At 62.5% G+C, this 15,844-nt stretch carries 15 protein-coding genes and 1 tRNA gene; 13 read left to right on the top strand and 3 right to left on the bottom strand.

All coding sequences use genetic code 11. The features are described 5' to 3' along the window. Positions 1-47 precede the first annotated feature (47 nt). The 5 genes from J9885_RS11075 (at position 48) to J9885_RS20170 (ending at position 4,384) form a co-directional block, all read left to right on the top strand. Positions 48-132, top strand: a tRNA-Leu gene (locus J9885_RS11075). A gap of 658 nt (positions 133-790) precedes the next feature. Further along, positions 791-2,215: an ammonium transporter gene (gene amt / locus J9885_RS11080; protein WP_043757450.1), complete on the top strand. Its 1,425-nt coding sequence runs from the start codon at positions 791-793 to the stop codon at positions 2,213-2,215. A 223-nt stretch (positions 2,216-2,438) separates the two neighbouring features. Next, positions 2,439-3,791, top strand: coding sequence for a 23S rRNA (uracil(1939)-C(5))-methyltransferase RlmD (gene rlmD, locus J9885_RS11085; protein WP_210549463.1), 1,353 nt, complete (start codon positions 2,439-2,441; stop codon positions 3,789-3,791). Between the two features lie 127 nt (positions 3,792-3,918). Further along, positions 3,919-4,125 carry a hypothetical protein gene (locus J9885_RS11090; RefSeq protein ID WP_210549464.1) on the top strand — a complete coding sequence of 69 codons (207 nt, stop codon included), beginning with the start codon at positions 3,919-3,921 and terminating at the stop codon, positions 4,123-4,125. An 82-nt stretch (positions 4,126-4,207) separates the two neighbouring features. Continuing rightward, positions 4,208-4,384 (top strand): DUF5363 family protein, encoded by a 177-nt coding sequence (locus J9885_RS20170; protein WP_345739272.1) that lies wholly within the window; start codon positions 4,208-4,210, stop codon positions 4,382-4,384. Here J9885_RS20170 and J9885_RS11095 read toward each other — a convergent pair. After that, positions 4,353-4,619 (bottom strand): hypothetical protein, encoded by a 267-nt coding sequence (locus tag J9885_RS11095; RefSeq protein ID WP_210549465.1) that lies wholly within the window; start codon positions 4,617-4,619, stop codon positions 4,353-4,355. The genes J9885_RS20170 and J9885_RS11095 overlap by 32 nt on opposite strands. Positions 4,620-4,659: 40 nt before the next feature. Between J9885_RS11095 and J9885_RS11100 the strand changes: the two genes are divergently transcribed. From J9885_RS11100 to J9885_RS11135, 8 genes are all read left to right on the top strand, one after another. Next, on the top strand, positions 4,660-5,448 hold the full coding sequence (locus tag J9885_RS11100; RefSeq protein WP_210549466.1) for a TatD family hydrolase: 789 nt from the start codon (positions 4,660-4,662) through the stop codon (positions 5,446-5,448). 213 nt (positions 5,449-5,661) lie between these two features. Beyond that, entirely contained in the window at positions 5,662-6,936 is a 1,275-nt protein-coding gene (locus J9885_RS11105; protein WP_043757461.1) for a NupC/NupG family nucleoside CNT transporter, read from the top strand. A gap of 123 nt (positions 6,937-7,059) precedes the next feature. Further along, the gene (locus J9885_RS11110) at positions 7,060-7,230 is read left to right on the top strand and encodes a DUF1427 family protein (protein WP_010673027.1); all 171 of its coding nucleotides are present in this window, start codon (positions 7,060-7,062) and stop codon (positions 7,228-7,230) included. Between the two features lie 390 nt (positions 7,231-7,620). After that, a complete protein-coding gene (gene deoC / locus J9885_RS11115) occupies positions 7,621-8,394 on the top strand; it encodes a deoxyribose-phosphate aldolase (protein WP_043757466.1) in 774 nt (257 codons plus the stop codon). Positions 8,395-8,477: 83 nt separating this feature from the next. Next, positions 8,478-9,809, top strand: a complete 1,332-nt coding sequence (deoA, locus tag J9885_RS11120; RefSeq protein ID WP_210549467.1) for a thymidine phosphorylase — start codon at positions 8,478-8,480, stop codon at positions 9,807-9,809. 14 nt (positions 9,810-9,823) lie between these two features. Further along, positions 9,824-11,032, top strand: coding sequence for a phosphopentomutase (locus J9885_RS11125; RefSeq protein WP_210549468.1), 1,209 nt, complete (start codon positions 9,824-9,826; stop codon positions 11,030-11,032). 80 nt (positions 11,033-11,112) lie between these two features. Beyond that, entirely contained in the window at positions 11,113-11,829 is a 717-nt protein-coding gene (gene deoD, locus J9885_RS11130) for a purine-nucleoside phosphorylase (RefSeq protein ID WP_043757474.1), read from the top strand. Positions 11,830-11,956: 127 nt separating this feature from the next. Then, positions 11,957-12,775: an RT0821/Lpp0805 family surface protein gene (locus J9885_RS11135; RefSeq protein ID WP_246876909.1), complete on the top strand. Its 819-nt coding sequence runs from the start codon at positions 11,957-11,959 to the stop codon at positions 12,773-12,775. A 62-nt stretch (positions 12,776-12,837) separates the two neighbouring features. Here J9885_RS11135 and J9885_RS11140 read toward each other — a convergent pair whose 3' ends face one another. Beyond that, positions 12,838-15,108: a PAS domain S-box protein gene (locus J9885_RS11140; protein WP_210549469.1), complete on the bottom strand. Its 2,271-nt coding sequence runs from the start codon at positions 15,106-15,108 to the stop codon at positions 12,838-12,840. Positions 15,109-15,163: 55 nt separating this feature from the next. Beyond that, entirely contained in the window at positions 15,164-15,781 is a 618-nt protein-coding gene (locus J9885_RS11145; protein ID WP_043757478.1) for an AhpA/YtjB family protein, read from the bottom strand. Positions 15,782-15,844: the final 63 nt, after the last annotated feature.

Raw genomic sequence — 15,844 nt, forward strand, 5'->3', positions numbered from 1 at the left:
AAAACACCTTGCATGCCCAAACGCCATTCGTATAATCCCTCGCAGTTGCCCGGGTGGCGAAATCGGTAGACGCAGCGGATTCAAAATCCGCCGTAGCAATACGTGTCGGTTCGAGTCCGACCCCGGGCACCATCAACAAATTCAATGACATAAGGCCACCCAAGCGGGTGGCCTTATGTTTTTCTGGCGCCACACCATGGGCGGCTGCCCATTTCATTCCATCCAGGGGTGGAAGACCATCCTCCCGAGGCGTCTGCATCCCCGTTCGACTTGGCCTGTGTGGCCGGGTGTACCCCATCTTATGTCACCACATTCCCGCTCTTCATGACCTGGGCAAGTGGATGACGACTTGCCCGACCATCCCGCTCCTCACTTCCTCCCAACCTTGTGCCGCGACAATGGGGCATCAGCTTCGCGTCCTGGTGATATGCAAGGCGTGGGGCATGCCCCTGTCCCATATCCAGGGATGACACTTTCCCCGGGGGATTGAGTCATCCTGGTGCACTCTTCCTGCGATGCACAGCCAAAGTGCGATTTTCCCTCCGTTGCGGGGCATGGTGCGCCAATCTGGTGCATTAAAGTCATCATTTAGATATAAGAAATTGAATTTAAATGAGAATTTTTGTTGGCCTGCTTTATGCTTTTGCCCATGTCATGTCGCCATCACAAGTCTGCGACCTCATCCCCGGGTGGTACCTGGCAAGCGGAATGAACAGGACGGGTGATGATCAGGAATGGAATTCAAATCAGGAAATGGACCCGGATGCCGGGACGACAAGGAGAGGGCTGTATGTTCAAGAGACTCGTAATGACTGGCCTGCTGGCGTTGAGCGCCACCATGGCCGCCCCTGGCTGGGCCGAAGAGGTGGCCGCGCAGGCCGATGTGGTACAGGCGGCAACCGTGACCATCAACAAGGGGGACAATACCTGGCTGATGGTGGCGGCGGCTCTGGTGATCCTGATGTCCGTTCCCGGGCTCGCCCTCTTCTATGGCGGTCTGGTGCGCGCCAAGAATATGCTGAGCGTGCTGATGCAGGTCTTCACCCTGTTCTGTCTCATCACCGTTCTCTGGGTGATCTACGGTTATTCACTGGCCTTTACCGAGGGCGGCGCCTTCTACGGCTCCTTTGACAAGGTGCTGCTGGCCGGGGTGACGCCGGATTCCATCGCCGCCACCTTCAACAAGGGGGTGGGGATCAGCGAGTTCATCTATGTGGTGTTCCAGGGGGCCTTTGCTGCCATCACCTGCGGGCTCATCGTCGGTGGTTTCGCCGAACGGATGAAGTTCTCTGCCGTACTGCTGTTCTCGGTGATCTGGTTCACCTTCGCCTACATTCCGATGGCGCACATGGTGTGGTACTGGGCCGGCCCGGATGCCTACACGGATGCCGCCGCTGCCGAGGCGGCTGGCGCCACCGCGGGTTATCTGTTCCAGCACGGCGCCCTGGATTTCGCGGGCGGCACCGTGGTGCACATCAACGCGGCGGTGGCCGGCCTGGTGGGGGCCTTCATGGTCGGCAAGCGGGTTGGGTACGGTCGTGACCCTATGACGCCCCACAGCCTGACCATGACCATGATCGGCGGCGCCCTGCTCTGGTTCGGCTGGTTCGGTTTCAACGCCGGATCCTCCCTGGAAGCCAACGGCACGGCGGCCCTGGCCTTCGCCAACACCTGGATCGCACCGGCCAGTGCCGCGCTCTCCTGGACCTTTGCCGAGTGGGCGATGAAGGGGCGCCCCTCCCTGCTGGGGGCGGTCTCCGGTGCCGTGGCTGGGCTGGTCGCCATCACCCCCGCAGCCGGCTTCGTCGGTGTGGGCGGCGCCCTTATCATCGGCCTGCTGAGCGGCGTTGCCGGTCTGTGGGGCGTACACGGTCTCAAGCGCCTGCTGGGGGCCGATGACAGCCTGGACGTGTTCGGCCTGCACGGAGTGTGCGGGATCCTGGGGGCCGTGCTGACCGGCGTGTTCGCCAGCCCGGATCTCGGTGGCACCGGGGTGTGGGACTATGTGACCAACCAGGTGGCCGAAGGTTACTCCATCCTGGCCCAGGTGAAGGTGCAGGTCATCGGCGTGCTGGTGACTGTGGTCTGGACCGCGCTGGTCTCGGCAGTGGCCTACAAGCTGGTAGACCTGCTGATCGGTCTGCGGGTGAAAGAAGATGCAGAGCGGGAAGGGCTGGACGTGACCAGCCATGGCGAGAAAGCCTACAGCCTGTGATCCTGTGAGCCTTGATGAGAGACCGCCGGCACCGTCCGGCGGTTTTTTTATGGCGGCAACGAGTCGCCATCGGGGCCAGGGGAGCAGTTCCCGCCGATATTTGCCTGACGAGGCGGTTTTGTGCCTGCATTTTGGGCAGATCTTCGCTAAACTCTGCCACCCTTTATTCGGGGCCGCCGGATCCGCCCCGTCGCCCCCTTCTTTTACGCCTTCGGAGCCGCTCATGCCGTTAGTGGGACACCAACATCAGATCGATATTCTGGAACTGACCGACAAGGGGGATGGCAAGGGGCGCCTGTTCGATCGCCCCCTGTTTGTCGAGGGTCTGCTGCCCGGTGAGCAGGCGCTGGTCGAGTTGACCGAGGTCAAGCCCAACTACCTGCACGGCAAGCTGGTGGAGCTGACCCAGCCGTCTGCCGACAGGGTCGCCGATTTTTGCCCCAACACCGAATGCGGCGGCTGCCAGGTGCGCCCGCTAGCCTATCCGGCCCAGCTCGCCCTCAAGCAGGCCTTGGTGCAGCAGGCGCTCGAGCAGGCTGGTCTGGGTGAGACCCCGGTCAACCCCATCCTCGGCATGGAGAGCCCGTTCGCCTATCGCAACAAGGCCCAGTACGCCGTGCGCGGCAGCGAGGCGGGGGCCGAGATCGGCTTCTATCGCAAGCACTCCCACGATCTCATCACCGCCGACGACTGTGCGGTGCAGGATCCGCTCCATGTGGAGCTGAATGCCCGGGTGCGCCAGTGGATGCGTGCGCACGACATCGCGGCCTATGACGAGGTCAACCACACCGGCTGCGTGCGCAACCTGATGACCCGCAAGGGTTTCAAGAGTGGCGAGCTGATGGTTGTGCTGGTGACCCTTGGTGAGGAGCTGCCGTTCGAGGCGGAGCTGCTGGCCGCCCTGAGCGATCTGCCCATCACCACCCTGGTGCAGAACGTCAATGACGAGCGTACCAACCGCATTCTGGGCGCGACCAACCGGGTGCTGCTGGGGGACGGGGTGATCCGCGACAAGATCCACGACCTCGAGTTCGAGATCTCGCCGCTCTCCTTCTTCCAGAACAACCCGAGCCAGACCGACGTGCTCTATTCCAAGGCGCTGGAGTATTGCGAGCTGACCGGCAGCGAGACGGTGTTCGACATCTATTGCGGCATCGGCACCATCTCCCTCTTCCTGGCAGGCAAGGCCGCCAAGGTGGTGGGGATCGAGTCGGTGGAGAGCGCCATCAGCGATGCCCGCCGCAATGCGGCTCTCAACGGCATCGAGCACACCGAGTTCCACGTAGGTAAGGCCGAGCAGCTGATGCCCGTGCTGCATGCCGACGGGGTGAGCGCCGATGTGGTGGTAATGGACCCGCCCCGCAAGGGTTGCGACAAGGCGGTGCTGCAGACCCTGGTGGCCATGGCGCCGCGCCGGCTGGTCTATGTCTCCTGTAACCCCCAGACCCTGGCCCGGGATCTCGCCTGGCTGGTCAAGCAGGGCTTCGTGCTGGACGAGGTGCAGCCGGTGGACATGTTCCCGCACTCCATGCACGTCGAGGCGGTCGCCCGTCTGAGCCTGCCGGCGCAAGGCTGATCAGGCCTGGCTGGGAGGCAGCCTCGCCATGGAGGCATGGCATTAGCCAGATGGCTCTGATAAAAACGACTCCAAATGGAGTCGTTTTTTTATGGTCGGCCCGGGGTCGATCGGCAGGAGGCCCGATATGAGCATTCGTTTGGCCGGGGTGGAGGATGCCGCCGCCCTGGATCACTTCTTCCGGCAACTGGATGGGGAGACCCGCTTCATGCTCTATGAGGCGGGGGAGCGCCCCTCGGATATCGAGGGTCTGAGACGGCAGGCGTATCGACTGGACGAGGGCTATGTGGACGAGATCACCATGGGCCTGTTGCTGCCGCTGGACGAGGCATGACGCCGCTGGCCCCGTGACGCTGGCACGGGGAACGCGTCTGGGGCAGGCTGTGTCAGGAAGCAATCGAAACAAGGAGGCGTTCATGAAGGGGATATTGCTGCGTTGGCTCGCTCGTTACGATGCCTGGTGCGAGGAGTGGGGACTCACTCCTGAGAACCGGCGCTGCTGCACACCGGTGCGCCGCGAGCAGGATGAGCAGGCGCCAAAGCAAAGGGAGGAGGCGTCACTCACGGATACTGGCGGGTCACGGCACCAATGATGCCGTTGATGTCGAGGTTCTGCGTGCCCCTGGCGCTAAAGTGATAGAAGGACAGCGGTTCCTCCTTCACCTGTACCAGCTCGGCCGGCATGGGCGAGCTGCCCGCCGTCACCGAGAAATGGCTTTTGAGGGCATCGTTCTGGCCGTTGATGACGCGGGGAGGGGGAACAGCCAGGATCCCCGGTACCGGCATGACAAGTTCCGGCATGAGGCTGCGGGAGATGCGTTGTGGCATGAGATGCCCCCATTGAGTACGACCGACAGGTAAGCACGACATGAAACTGATAGATACCCACTGCCACCTGGATTTTCCCGTCTTCGATGCCGAGCGTGAGGCATTGCTGAATCAGTGGAACCAGCTGGGGGTGGGCGAGTACATCATCCCCGCCGTGGGGGAAGAGAACTGGGCCAGGGTGATGGCATTGGCAGGGAGCCACGACAGTATCCGTTATGGCCTGGGGATCCACCCCTGGTACGTGGGGGCCCAGACGGAGGGGGCGCTGGACAGGCTGGCCGCCCTGCTGGCAAGCCGGCCCCGGGGACTGGTGGCGGTGGGCGAGTGCGGACTGGATCTGCGCAGCCAGGTACCTCAGGAAGGGCAGGTCGAGGCATTCGAGGCGCAGGTGAGGTTGGCCATGGCCCATGAACTGCCCCTCATCGTTCACTCGGTGCGTGCCAACGACACGGTTGCCAGGATCCTGCGGCGCTTCAAACCGGCGCAAGGGGGCGTCATTCATGCCTTCAGCGGCTCCCTTCAGCAGGCTGAGGCCTTCTGGCAGCTGGGGTTTCGGCTGGGGATAGGGGGGGTCATCAGTTATGAGAGAGCCAACAAGACAAGGGAAGCAGTGCGAGCCATGCCGCTGGAGGCCCTGCTGCTGGAGACCGATGCCCCCGACATGCCGCTCCAGGGACGACAGGGGGAGACAAATACCCCGGCCAGCCTGCCGGAGATCGCCGCCTTGCTGGCGCAGTTGCGCCAGCAGCCGCTGGCAGATGTTATTTCGGTGTTACATGAATCCACCCAAAAACTGTTCCTGCTGAAAAATCGCCAAATTAACATATGATTAACTATTGATGCCGGTGTGGTAAAAAACCAAACCCATAAAAATCGTTTTCGGTCTAATTAAACGATGTCCGGTCCGTTTCCGGCTTATAAAATGTGACCAGTATTCTATTTTGTCGCACCGTAATTAGTATAATGCGCACCCTTGATTAGCGGCTTCAATACACAAATCGTTAACAAGCTGGCAGGTGCTACTAAAGAGGAAGTATTAATAATGAATCTGATAATGGGTCTGGTAGGGATGGCGACGCTCATCCTGATTGCGGTGCTGTTCTCCAGCAACCGCAAGGCAATCAAAATACGTACCGTAGGCGGCGCCTTTGCCATTCAGGCCGGCCTGGGTGCTTTCGTGCTGTATGTCCCGGTTGGTCGCGACATCCTGGTGGGTGTATCTGACGCCGTTTCCAGCGTCATCGGCTATGGCCAGAACGGCATCGAGTTCCTGTTTGGTGGTCTGGTCGGCAACAAGATGTTTGAAGTGTTCGGTGGCGGTGGCTTCGTCTTCGCCTTCCGCGTCCTGCCCGTTATCATCTTCTTCTCCTCCCTGATCGCGGTGCTCTACTACCTCGGCATCATGCAGTGGGTGATCAAACTGCTGGGCGGTGGCCTGCAGAAAGTACTGGGCACTTCCCGTACTGAATCCCTGTCCGCGACTGCCAACATCTTCGTCGGTCAGACCGAAGCGCCGCTGGTGGTGCGTCCCTTCATCTCCAAGATGACCGACTCCGAGCTGTTCGCCGTCATGTGTGGTGGCCTGGCCTCCGTTGCCGGTTCCGTGCTGGCCGGTTACGCCTCCATGGGCGTCAAGATGGAATACCTGATCGCGGCCTCCTTCATGGCTGCACCGGGTGGTCTGCTGTTCGCCAAGCTGCTGGTACCGGAAACCGAGACCCCGAGCTACGACGAGAGCAGCGCCGAGAGCGAGCTGGATGACAAGCCGGCCAACGTCATCGACGCCGCCGCCGCCGGTGCTTCCGCCGGTCTGCAGCTGGCCCTGAACGTCGGCGCCATGCTGCTGGCCTTCATCGGCCTGATCGCCATGATCAACGGCATCTTCTCCGGTGTGGGTGGCTGGTTCGGTTATCCGCAGCTCTCACTGGAACTGCTGCTGGGCTGGCTGTTCTCCCCGCTGGCCTTCCTGATCGGTGTGCCCTGGAGTGAAGCCGTCGTTGCCGGTTCCTTCATCGGTCAGAAGCTGGTCGTCAACGAGTTCGTGGCTTACCTGAACTTTGCCCCCTATCTGAAGGACGAAGTGCTGATCAATGGCGTGGCCATGTCCGAGCACACCAAGGCCATCATCTCCTTCGCCCTGTGTGGCTTCGCCAACCTGTCCTCCGTCGCCATTCTGCTCGGTGGTCTGGGTTCCATGGCACCGAACCGTCGCGGCACCATCGCCAAGTTCGGTCTGAAGGCGGTACTGGCAGGTTCTCTGTCCAACCTGATGTCTGCGACCATCGCAGGCTTCTTCCTGGCGCTGTCCGGCATGTAATATCGCCTGACAGTCAGGGTAAAGACGAACGCCACAGCGAAAAGCTGTGGCGTTCTCGTTTGGGGCGGTGACAACCGTTTTCCTTTCTAGACTAATAATAAAATGAGTCAAATCGGAGGTTCTATGAACGAAGTGCTACTGGCAATGGCCGCCGGCTTTATCGTTGGGGTGTTGTTTTCTTTCCTCAAGTTGCCGATCCCGGCGCCCCCCGTACTGTCCGGGGTAATGGGGATTGTGGGGGTGTATCTGGGGGGGATTGCCTACTCCTGGATCCTGACCCGCTTCTTCTCGTAAGCACCTGTCAGTGCTGGGTTTGCCGGATGTGAGATACCTCTGAAATTGGCAAATCCGGCTTGCAAACACGGGGTATCTCGGCTGAAATAGGCGATGCCAGCAGGGTGCTGGCATTGACTAATGCCCGGTGCATCCGGGTGTTGGCGGTCAAATGGAATTGATTGGGAAGTCGGGTCAGACCTTGTCTGCCTTTCTCAAGTCTTCATGGAACCAAGTCCGCACTTTTGTAAGAAAGTGACAGGGCTCTTGCCTAATTTGCAGCCGTATTGCCTGTGCACTTGCGCTGCAATTCCATATCCCGTTGCGCCGGGATCGCTCCTTGCCGACCTTGGTGTCCGGTGACGGTCGATCGTGGAGGGACGGGGCTTATCAAGACTTTGGAGACATAGCATGACTGATCTGAAATTGGCCGCCCAACGCGCCCTGAACCTGATGGACCTGACCACCCTGAACGATGATGACACCGATCAGAAGGTGATCGACCTGTGCCACAAGGCCAAGTCTCCGGCCGGCCTGACCGCCGCCGTCTGCATCTATCCCCGTTTCATCCCCATCGCGCGCAAGACCCTGCGTGACATCGGTGCTGCCGACGTGCGTATTGCGACCGTGACCAACTTCCCCCACGGCAACGACGACATCGAGATCGCCGTGGCCGAGACCCGCGCCGCCGTGGCCTATGGTGCCGACGAAGTGGACGTGGTCTTCCCGTACCGTGCCTTCATGGCTGGCAATGAACAGGTCGGCTTCGATCTGGTCAAAGCTTGTAAGGAAGCCTGTGGCGCCAAGGTGCTGCTGAAGGTGATCATCGAGACCGGCGAGCTGAAAGAAGAAGCGCTGATCCGCCGCGCCTCCGAGATCTCCATCGACGCCGGTGCTGATTTCATCAAGACCTCCACCGGCAAGGTGCCGGTGAACGCGACCCCGGAAGCGGCCAGAATCATGATGGAAGTGATCAAGGCCAAGAACCCGAGCGTCGGCTTCAAGCCCGCAGGTGGCGTGAAAGACGCCGCCGTTGCCGGCCAATATCTGGCCATGGCCGAAGAGATCCTGGGCAAAGACTGGGTATCCGCCCGCACCTTCCGCTTCGGCGCCTCCAGCCTGCTGGCGAGCCTGCTGGCAACCCTGGGGCACGGCGACAAGCCGGCCAACACCAGCGGTTACTAAGCGACGGCAGGGGGCGGTGTGCCGCCCCCTCTCCGGATCCTGTTCGGTCTGTGTTTGTGCGTGACGCACGGAGGGAATGAAAGATGTTTTTGCCTCAAGAAATCATTCGCAAGAAGCGCAACGGTGAAGCGCTCAGTACCCAAGAGATTCAATTCTTCGTTCAGGGCATTACCAACAACACCATCGGCGAGGGGCAGATTGCGGCCCTGGCGATGGCGGTCTACTTCAAAGACATGACCATGGATGAACGGGTTGCCCTGACCTGCGCCATGCGTGACTCCGGCATGGTGCTGACCTGGGACCACCTCAATCTGGGTGGCCCCATTGTCGACAAGCACTCCACCGGTGGCGTGGGTGACGTTGTCTCCCTGATGCTGGGCCCCATGGTCGCCGCCTGCGGCGGTTTCGTGCCGATGATCTCCGGCCGTGGCCTGGGTCACACCGGCGGTACCCTGGACAAGCTGGATGCCATTCCCGGCTACCAGACCTCGGTAGACAACGACCGCTTCCTGAAAGTGGTGAAAGAGGCGGGTGTCGCCATCATCGGTCAGACCGGTGATCTCGCCCCGGCCGACAAGCGCATCTATGCGGTGCGCGACATCACGGCCACCGTCGAATCCATCGCCATGATCACCGGCTCCATCCTCTCCAAGAAGCTGGCCTCCGGGCTCGAAGCGCTGGTGATGGACGTCAAGGTTGGCTCCGGCGCCTTTATGCCGACGTTTGAAGCATCCGAGGAGCTGGCCAAGAGCATAGTCGCTGTGGCCAACGGTGCTGGCTGCCGCACCTCTGCGCTCCTGACCGACATGAACCAGGTGCTGGCCTCCAGTGCCGGCAACGCGGTGGAAGTGCGCGAAGCGGTGCGCTACCTGACCGGTGAATACCGCAACCCGCGTATCCACGAAGTGACCATGGCCCTGTGTGCCGAGATGCTGATCTCCGCCGGTCTGGCCCGCGATGAGCAAGAGGCCCGTGCCAAGCTGCAGGCCGTGCTGGACACCGGCAAGGCGGCCGAGATCTTCGGTCGCATGGTGACCGGCCTCGGTGGCCCCGCCGACTTCATGGAGCGCTACGACGCCTACCTGCCCAAGGCTGCCATCGTACGCCCGGTGTACGCGGCCAACGCCGGTTTCGTCACCGCCATGGATACCCGTGAACTGGGCCTGGCCGTGGTCGCCATGGGGGGTGGTCGTCGCGCCGCCGGCGACAAGCTCGATTACGCAGTCGGCCTGACCGACTTTATCCGCCTGGGGCAGAGCGTCGAGGCTGACAAGCCGCTCGCCCTGATCCACGCTCAGACAGAAGCTCAATTTGCCGAGGCCGCCCGCATGGTGCAGGCTGCCGTCAAGATCGGTGACACCCGACCAGAGGCGCTGCCCGAGGTCTACCGTCGCATCGGTCTGGCTGATTTGTAACAAGGGGAAGTCCCATGAAACGTACCTTTATTCTGATGATGGACTCTTTCGGTATCGGCGCTGCCGCCGATGCCGACAAGTTCGGAGATGTGGGCGCCAATACCCTTGGCCATATCGCCAAGGCCTGCGCCGCCGGCGAGATCGAGGGCCGTGGCGCTCTCAACCTGCCGAACCTCAACAAGCTGGGACTGGGCCACGCGGGCGAGCTCGCCAGCGGCGTCTTCCCGGCCGGCCTGAAGAAAGAGATCGAGGTGATCGGCGCCTATGGCTTCGCCCAGGAGCTCTCCTCCGGCAAGGACACCCCGTCCGGCCACTGGGAGATCGCCGGTGTGCCCGTGCTGTTCGAGTGGGGCTATTTCCACGATCACCACAACAGCTTCCCGCAGGAGCTGCTGGACGCCATCGTCGAGAAGGCTGGCCTGCCGGGCTACCTCGGCAACTGCCACGCCTCCGGCACCCAGGTGCTGGACGATCTGGGCGAAGAGCACATGCGCACCGGCAAGCCGATCCTCTACACCTCTGCCGACTCCGTGTTCCAGATCGCCTGCCACGAAGAGACCTACGGCCTCGAGAAGCTCTATGAGCTGTGCCACATCGTGCGCGAGCTGCTGGAGCCCTACAACATCGGCCGCGTCATCGCGCGTCCGTTCGTGGGCAGTGGCAAAGGCGACTTCAAGCGCACCGGCAACCGTCACGACTACTCTGTGCTGCCGCCGGCGCCGACCGTGCTGGACTACATGAAGGACGCGGGCGGCCAGGTGGTCTCCATCGGCAAGATTGCCGACATCTATGCCCAGCAGGGCATCACCAAGCAGGTGAAAGGCACCGGTCTGGCCGAGCTGTGGGACAGAACCCTGGAAGAGGTGAAAGCCGCTGGTGACAACACCATCGTCTTCACCAACTTCGTGGACTTCGACTCCTCCTACGGCCACCGCCGTGACGTGAAGGGCTACGCCGATGCGCTGGAGTACTTCGACTCCCGTCTGCCTGAGCTGTTCGAGGTGATGCAGGAGGGCGATGTGGTGGTGCTGACCGCCGACCACGGCTGCGACCCGACCTGGAGCGGCACGGACCACACCCGCGAATACATTCCGGTGCTGTTCTACGGCAAGCCGGTCAAGGCGGGCTCCGTCGGTCGTCGCGAGACCTTTGCCGACATCGGTCAGAGCATCGCGGCGTACCACGGTTTGCCCAAGCTGCAATACGGCACCAGTTTCCTGTAATGTACCGGCCCGCCGCCGCGAGGTGGCGGGCAACCCAATAAAGACAATAAAACTCAACCTAGTGTGAAGGAATAAAGAGAATGGCAACTCCTCATATCAATGCGAAAGATGGCGCCTTTGCTGATACCGTGCTGATGCCGGGTGACCCCCTGCGTGCCAAGTACATCGCCGAGACCTTCCTAGAGAACGTCGAGCAGGTGTGCGACGTGCGCAACATGTACGGCTTCACCGGTACCTACAAGGGCCGTCGCATCTCCGTCATGGGCCACGGCATGGGCATCCCGTCCTGCTCCATCTACGCAAAAGAGCTGATCACCGACTACGGCGTGAAGACCCTGATCCGCGTGGGTTCCTGCGGTGCCGTGCGTGAAGACGTGAAACTGCGTGACGTGGTGATCGGCATGGGTGCCTGCACCGACTCCAAGGTGAACCGTCTGCGCTTCAAGGATCACGACTTCGCCGCCATCGCCGACTTCGACCTGGTGGCCAATGCCGTGCAAGCCGCCAAGAACAAGGGCGTCGCCGTGCGCGTGGGCAACATCTTCTCCGCCGACCTGTTCTACACCCCGGATCCCTCCATGTTCGACGTCATGGAAAAGTACGGCATCCTGGGTGTCGAGATGGAAGCCGCCGGTATCTACGGCGTGGCCGCCGAGTACGGTGCCAAGGCGCTGACCATCTGCACCGTTTCCGACCATATCCGTACCGGTGAGCAGACCACCTCCGAAGAGCGTCAGCTGACCTTCAACGACATGATCGAAATCGCGCTGGACTCCGTGCTGCTGGGCGACAACTGATCCCGCCACATCGGTATTCACGCAAAACGGCGACCTCGGGTCGCCGTTTTTTTATTCCTCGTGAGAGTCCGTGGCAGACAAGTAGCGCTGTCTATACTTTCGGGCAACTCCTCACGAGGCTGACACCATGAAACGAATACCTATTTTGACCCCGTTGCTGCTCATCCTGCTGGTGCCCATGGGCTGGCAGGAGGTGGCGGCGGCGGAGGGCAGGCTCCAGCAGAGGGCGACGCAATACAGGGTCCCACAGCACAGGCCGGTGCAGCACAAACCGGTCCAGCCCAAGGCGGTGCGCCAGCATACCGCGCCGCGCCAGGTCAACCGGGAGTCGGTCAAGTTCAAGGAGGGCTGGGGCAACGTGCGGGCGCGGGACAAGGCGACCCGTCCGGTTCACTCGAGCGACCGTCAGCTGCATGTTCAGAATCGTCATGTGGATGGCAACCAGATCAAGAACCGTCACATCGACGATCACCGCAAGTTTGACAACAGTCGCGACATCCATGGCAATAACGTGGTCATCAACAATCGGCACAACCACATCGTCGTTCCCCCCAACCGGCGCCGGGTCTATCACGACGTGGTGGTGGTGCGCCCCTATGGCCACTGGTACGGGGGCTATGGCAACTACTACGACGACAATGATGCCTGGAAGTGGCTGGCCTTCACCGCCATCACCCTGAAGATCCTCGACAACCTGAATGAAGCGCAGCAGCGTGAACACGAGAGCGCCCAGGTCAGGGCAACCACGGCGCCCCTGAACGATCCCATCACCTGGAGCGACGGCAATGCCAACGGTTCGGTGACGGCGGTGCGGGAAGGCACCAGCAACAACGGTCGTTACTGCCGTGAATTCCAGCAGACCGTCAATGTGGGGGGCAAGAAGGAAGATGCGTTCGGTACCGCGTGCCAGAATGCGGACGGTTCCTGGGAGATCGTCTCGGACTGAGAAAATCTCGGGGCGGGGAAACGAGCAGGGAGGCATCACGCCTCCCTGTTTCTTGATGTCTCTCAGTCAGCGCCCTGGCGTGTCGGCCACAGATCGAGGGCAAAGCGCCCCTTGCCAGCCAGCTTGGCCCGGTACATGGCGCTGTCGGCCCGGTGCAGCAGATCGTCGATGTGGCAGTACTGGCCGGAACGGCAGAGGGCGCCACCTATGCTGCCGGCGAGGGGCAGCGGGTGGCCGGCCACGTCGGCGGGCACGGCCATGGCTGCCAGCAGGCGCTCGCACAGGGCGGGCAGCTCCAGCTCTGGCTGGCGCAGGGCGGGTAGTATGATGGTGAACTCGTCACCGGCGAGGCGCGCCACCATGTCACCAGGGCGCACCTCGGCCGCGAGCACCTCGGCGAAGCGTTGCAACAGGGCATCGCCGACGTGGTGGCCGAGGCGATCATTGATCCCCTTGAAGCCGTCGAGGTCGAGGAACAGCAGGCCCAGGGGCTCGGCATTCTGATGCACCCGTTCCAGCTCACGGGAGAGGCGCAGGGTGAAGGCGCGCCGGTTGGGCAGGCCGGTGAGGGGGTCATGGGCCGCCTCGTGCTCCAGCTGGTCTTGCAGTGCCTTGTACTCGGTGATGTCGCTGCCGAGGATGTAGACCCCGGGCTCGTCGCCACGACTCGGGATCATGGTGATCCTGAGGTCGCGGCGCCCGATGGGCAGTTCGAAACGGTTCTCGAAGCTCACCTGCTCGCCCGCCACGGCCCGTTCCAGGTGAGTGATGGCCCGATCATAGGCCTCCTCGCCGATGACGTCCCGCACGCTCATCTCCCGCATCCGCTCGGGATCCAGCCCGAAGTAGCGGCAGTAGGCCTGGTTGGCAAACAGGTAGCGCCCCTCGGGGGAGACCATGCTGATGGTGACCGGCAGGCCGTCGGTGATGGCCCGCAGCCGGGCTCGCCCGCGCTCGATTTCGGCCAGCACCTGGCGCCGTGCGCTGATGTCGTGCAGGAACAGGGCGAGGCGTACCTTGCCGTCGAACTGGTAGCGCTCGGCGATCACCTCGACCGGGATGTGGCGGCCGGCGCGGGTACCTATGTCGCACTCGAGACGGCGAGGCGTGGTCTGGGAATGGGTCAACTGAGCCAGCAGAGGGTGCTCGTTGCCGAGCAGGGCGGGCAGGGGGCGCCCCAGCATCTCCTCGGGATGCCAGCCGAGCAGGGTGGTGGAGGCCGGGTTCCAGCCGGTGATGACCAGCGTCTCGTCGAGTTCGAGGAAGGCGTTGCTGGTGTGCTCCAGCATGTGTTGCAGCCGGCGCTGCTCCTGCCACAGGCGCTGCTGCACGGTGCCGCGCTCCTGCATCTCGCGATGCAGCTGCTCCACCGTGCTCGACAGCTCGCGGGTGCGCTCGCGCACCTGCTGCTCGAGCCCCTGCTGCAGTTGCAGCAGCTCGGCTTCGACCTGCTTGCGCTCCGTGAGGTCGGCGAACACGGCGATCAGGTGAGGGGCCATGGTATGGTTCTGGCACAGGGTCACGCTGAGCTGCACCCAGCAGAGGCTGCCATCGGCCCGGATCATCCGCTTCTCCAGGCGATAGTCCTGGCGCTGCCCTGCGAGGAGTGCAGTGAACAGGGCGAGCTCCCTCGGCAGATCCTCGGGGTGGGTCATGGCATGCCAGGTGCGGCTGAGCATCTCCTGTTCGCTGTATCCGAGCAGCCGTTCCAGCCCCGGGTTGGCTCGCAGCCACCGTCCTTCGACCGAAGAAAGGGCCATGCCCACCGACGCCTGATTGAAGGTGAGGGTGAAGAGGTGGTCCTTGTCCTCCAGCACCTGGTTGAGGCTGCGTACCTGATGGCGCCGCTCCAGATCGTGCAGTGTGCTCTCCACCAGGCGGCCGAAGTCGTCGAGATCGCGGCAATCTTCCTCGTCGAGGTGGCGCGGTGCATGATCCACCAGGCAGAGGGTACCGAGCACCACGCCATCCAGTGCCCGCAGCGGTCGGCCCGCATAGAAGACCACGCGGGGCTCGTCCGTCACCAGCGGGTTGTCGGCAAAGCGCGGGTCAAGCCTGGCATCCGGCACCTGCATGATGTCGGGGCGCAGGATGGCGTGGCCGCAGAAGGAGTGTTCCCGGCTGATCTCGCACAGTGCGACCCCGGTGCGGGCGAGAAACCACTGCCGGTTCACGTCGGTCAGGGAGACCATGGCGATGGGCAGCGAGAAATGGCGGGTGATGAGCCGGGTGAGGCGATCCAGCTGGTCGATGGGCTCGCGGTCGAGCAGGCCGAGGACGCGCAGTCGCTCCAGTCTGCTGTGCTCGTCCAGCGGCAAGGGGGGGGCAATCATGTGGCTCTCCTGCCAGTCATCCTGTCAGAGTTATATACAAGCGGGCTGGTGCGATCTACCCCCCTTCTTGCGGCGTGACCGGCTTGCTCTGCTTCTTGTGCTTGCGAACCCGCACGTAGTTGCGGCGCACCCCGTAGGAGATGAGCAGGCCGGCAAGCAGCATGACGAGCAGCATCAGGCGCTGCTTCTCCTGATTCACCTTGAGGTGGGTATCCTGCGCAGCCAGCAGCTTCTGCTCTTCCAGGGTGATCCTCAGGTAGCCCAGGGTCAGGTTCCCCTCCAGGATCTCCTGCACGAACTGGACGCGTCCCTTGCCCTGTTCCGGCAGGGACTTGTTGTCGGTGCCGATGGGCAGCAGGCTGTCCAGGGGCACGGCCTTGTCCGACTGGGCGAGGGGAATGCCGCGGGCGTCATACAGGGTGACATCCAGGATGTCGGGCTCGGCAGCCAGATCCTGGGCCAGCCGCTCCAGCTCGCTCTCCTTGTCTTCCTTGATCCAGCGCCTCATGTCCCGGGCGGCATAGGCGACCAGTGCCTGGGCCCGCTCCCGCGCCGCACTGTGCAGCGCGGCCTGACTCTCTCCCTGCATGTGAATGAGCAGCACCAGCACCCAGAGACCGAGCAGGATCCCCGCCGCCAGGCTGATGACTCGTTTGATGGGAAGGTGACGCACGGCGCAGGCCTCTGGTGATGGATGAACTAGGAAGGCGGACGGCTTGCCCGCCCGGCACGCGGG

It is taken from the genome of Aeromonas sp. SrichE-2G (assembly GCF_017939565.1).
Taxonomy (GTDB): Bacteria; Pseudomonadota; Gammaproteobacteria; order Enterobacterales; family Aeromonadaceae; genus Aeromonas; species Aeromonas taiwanensis.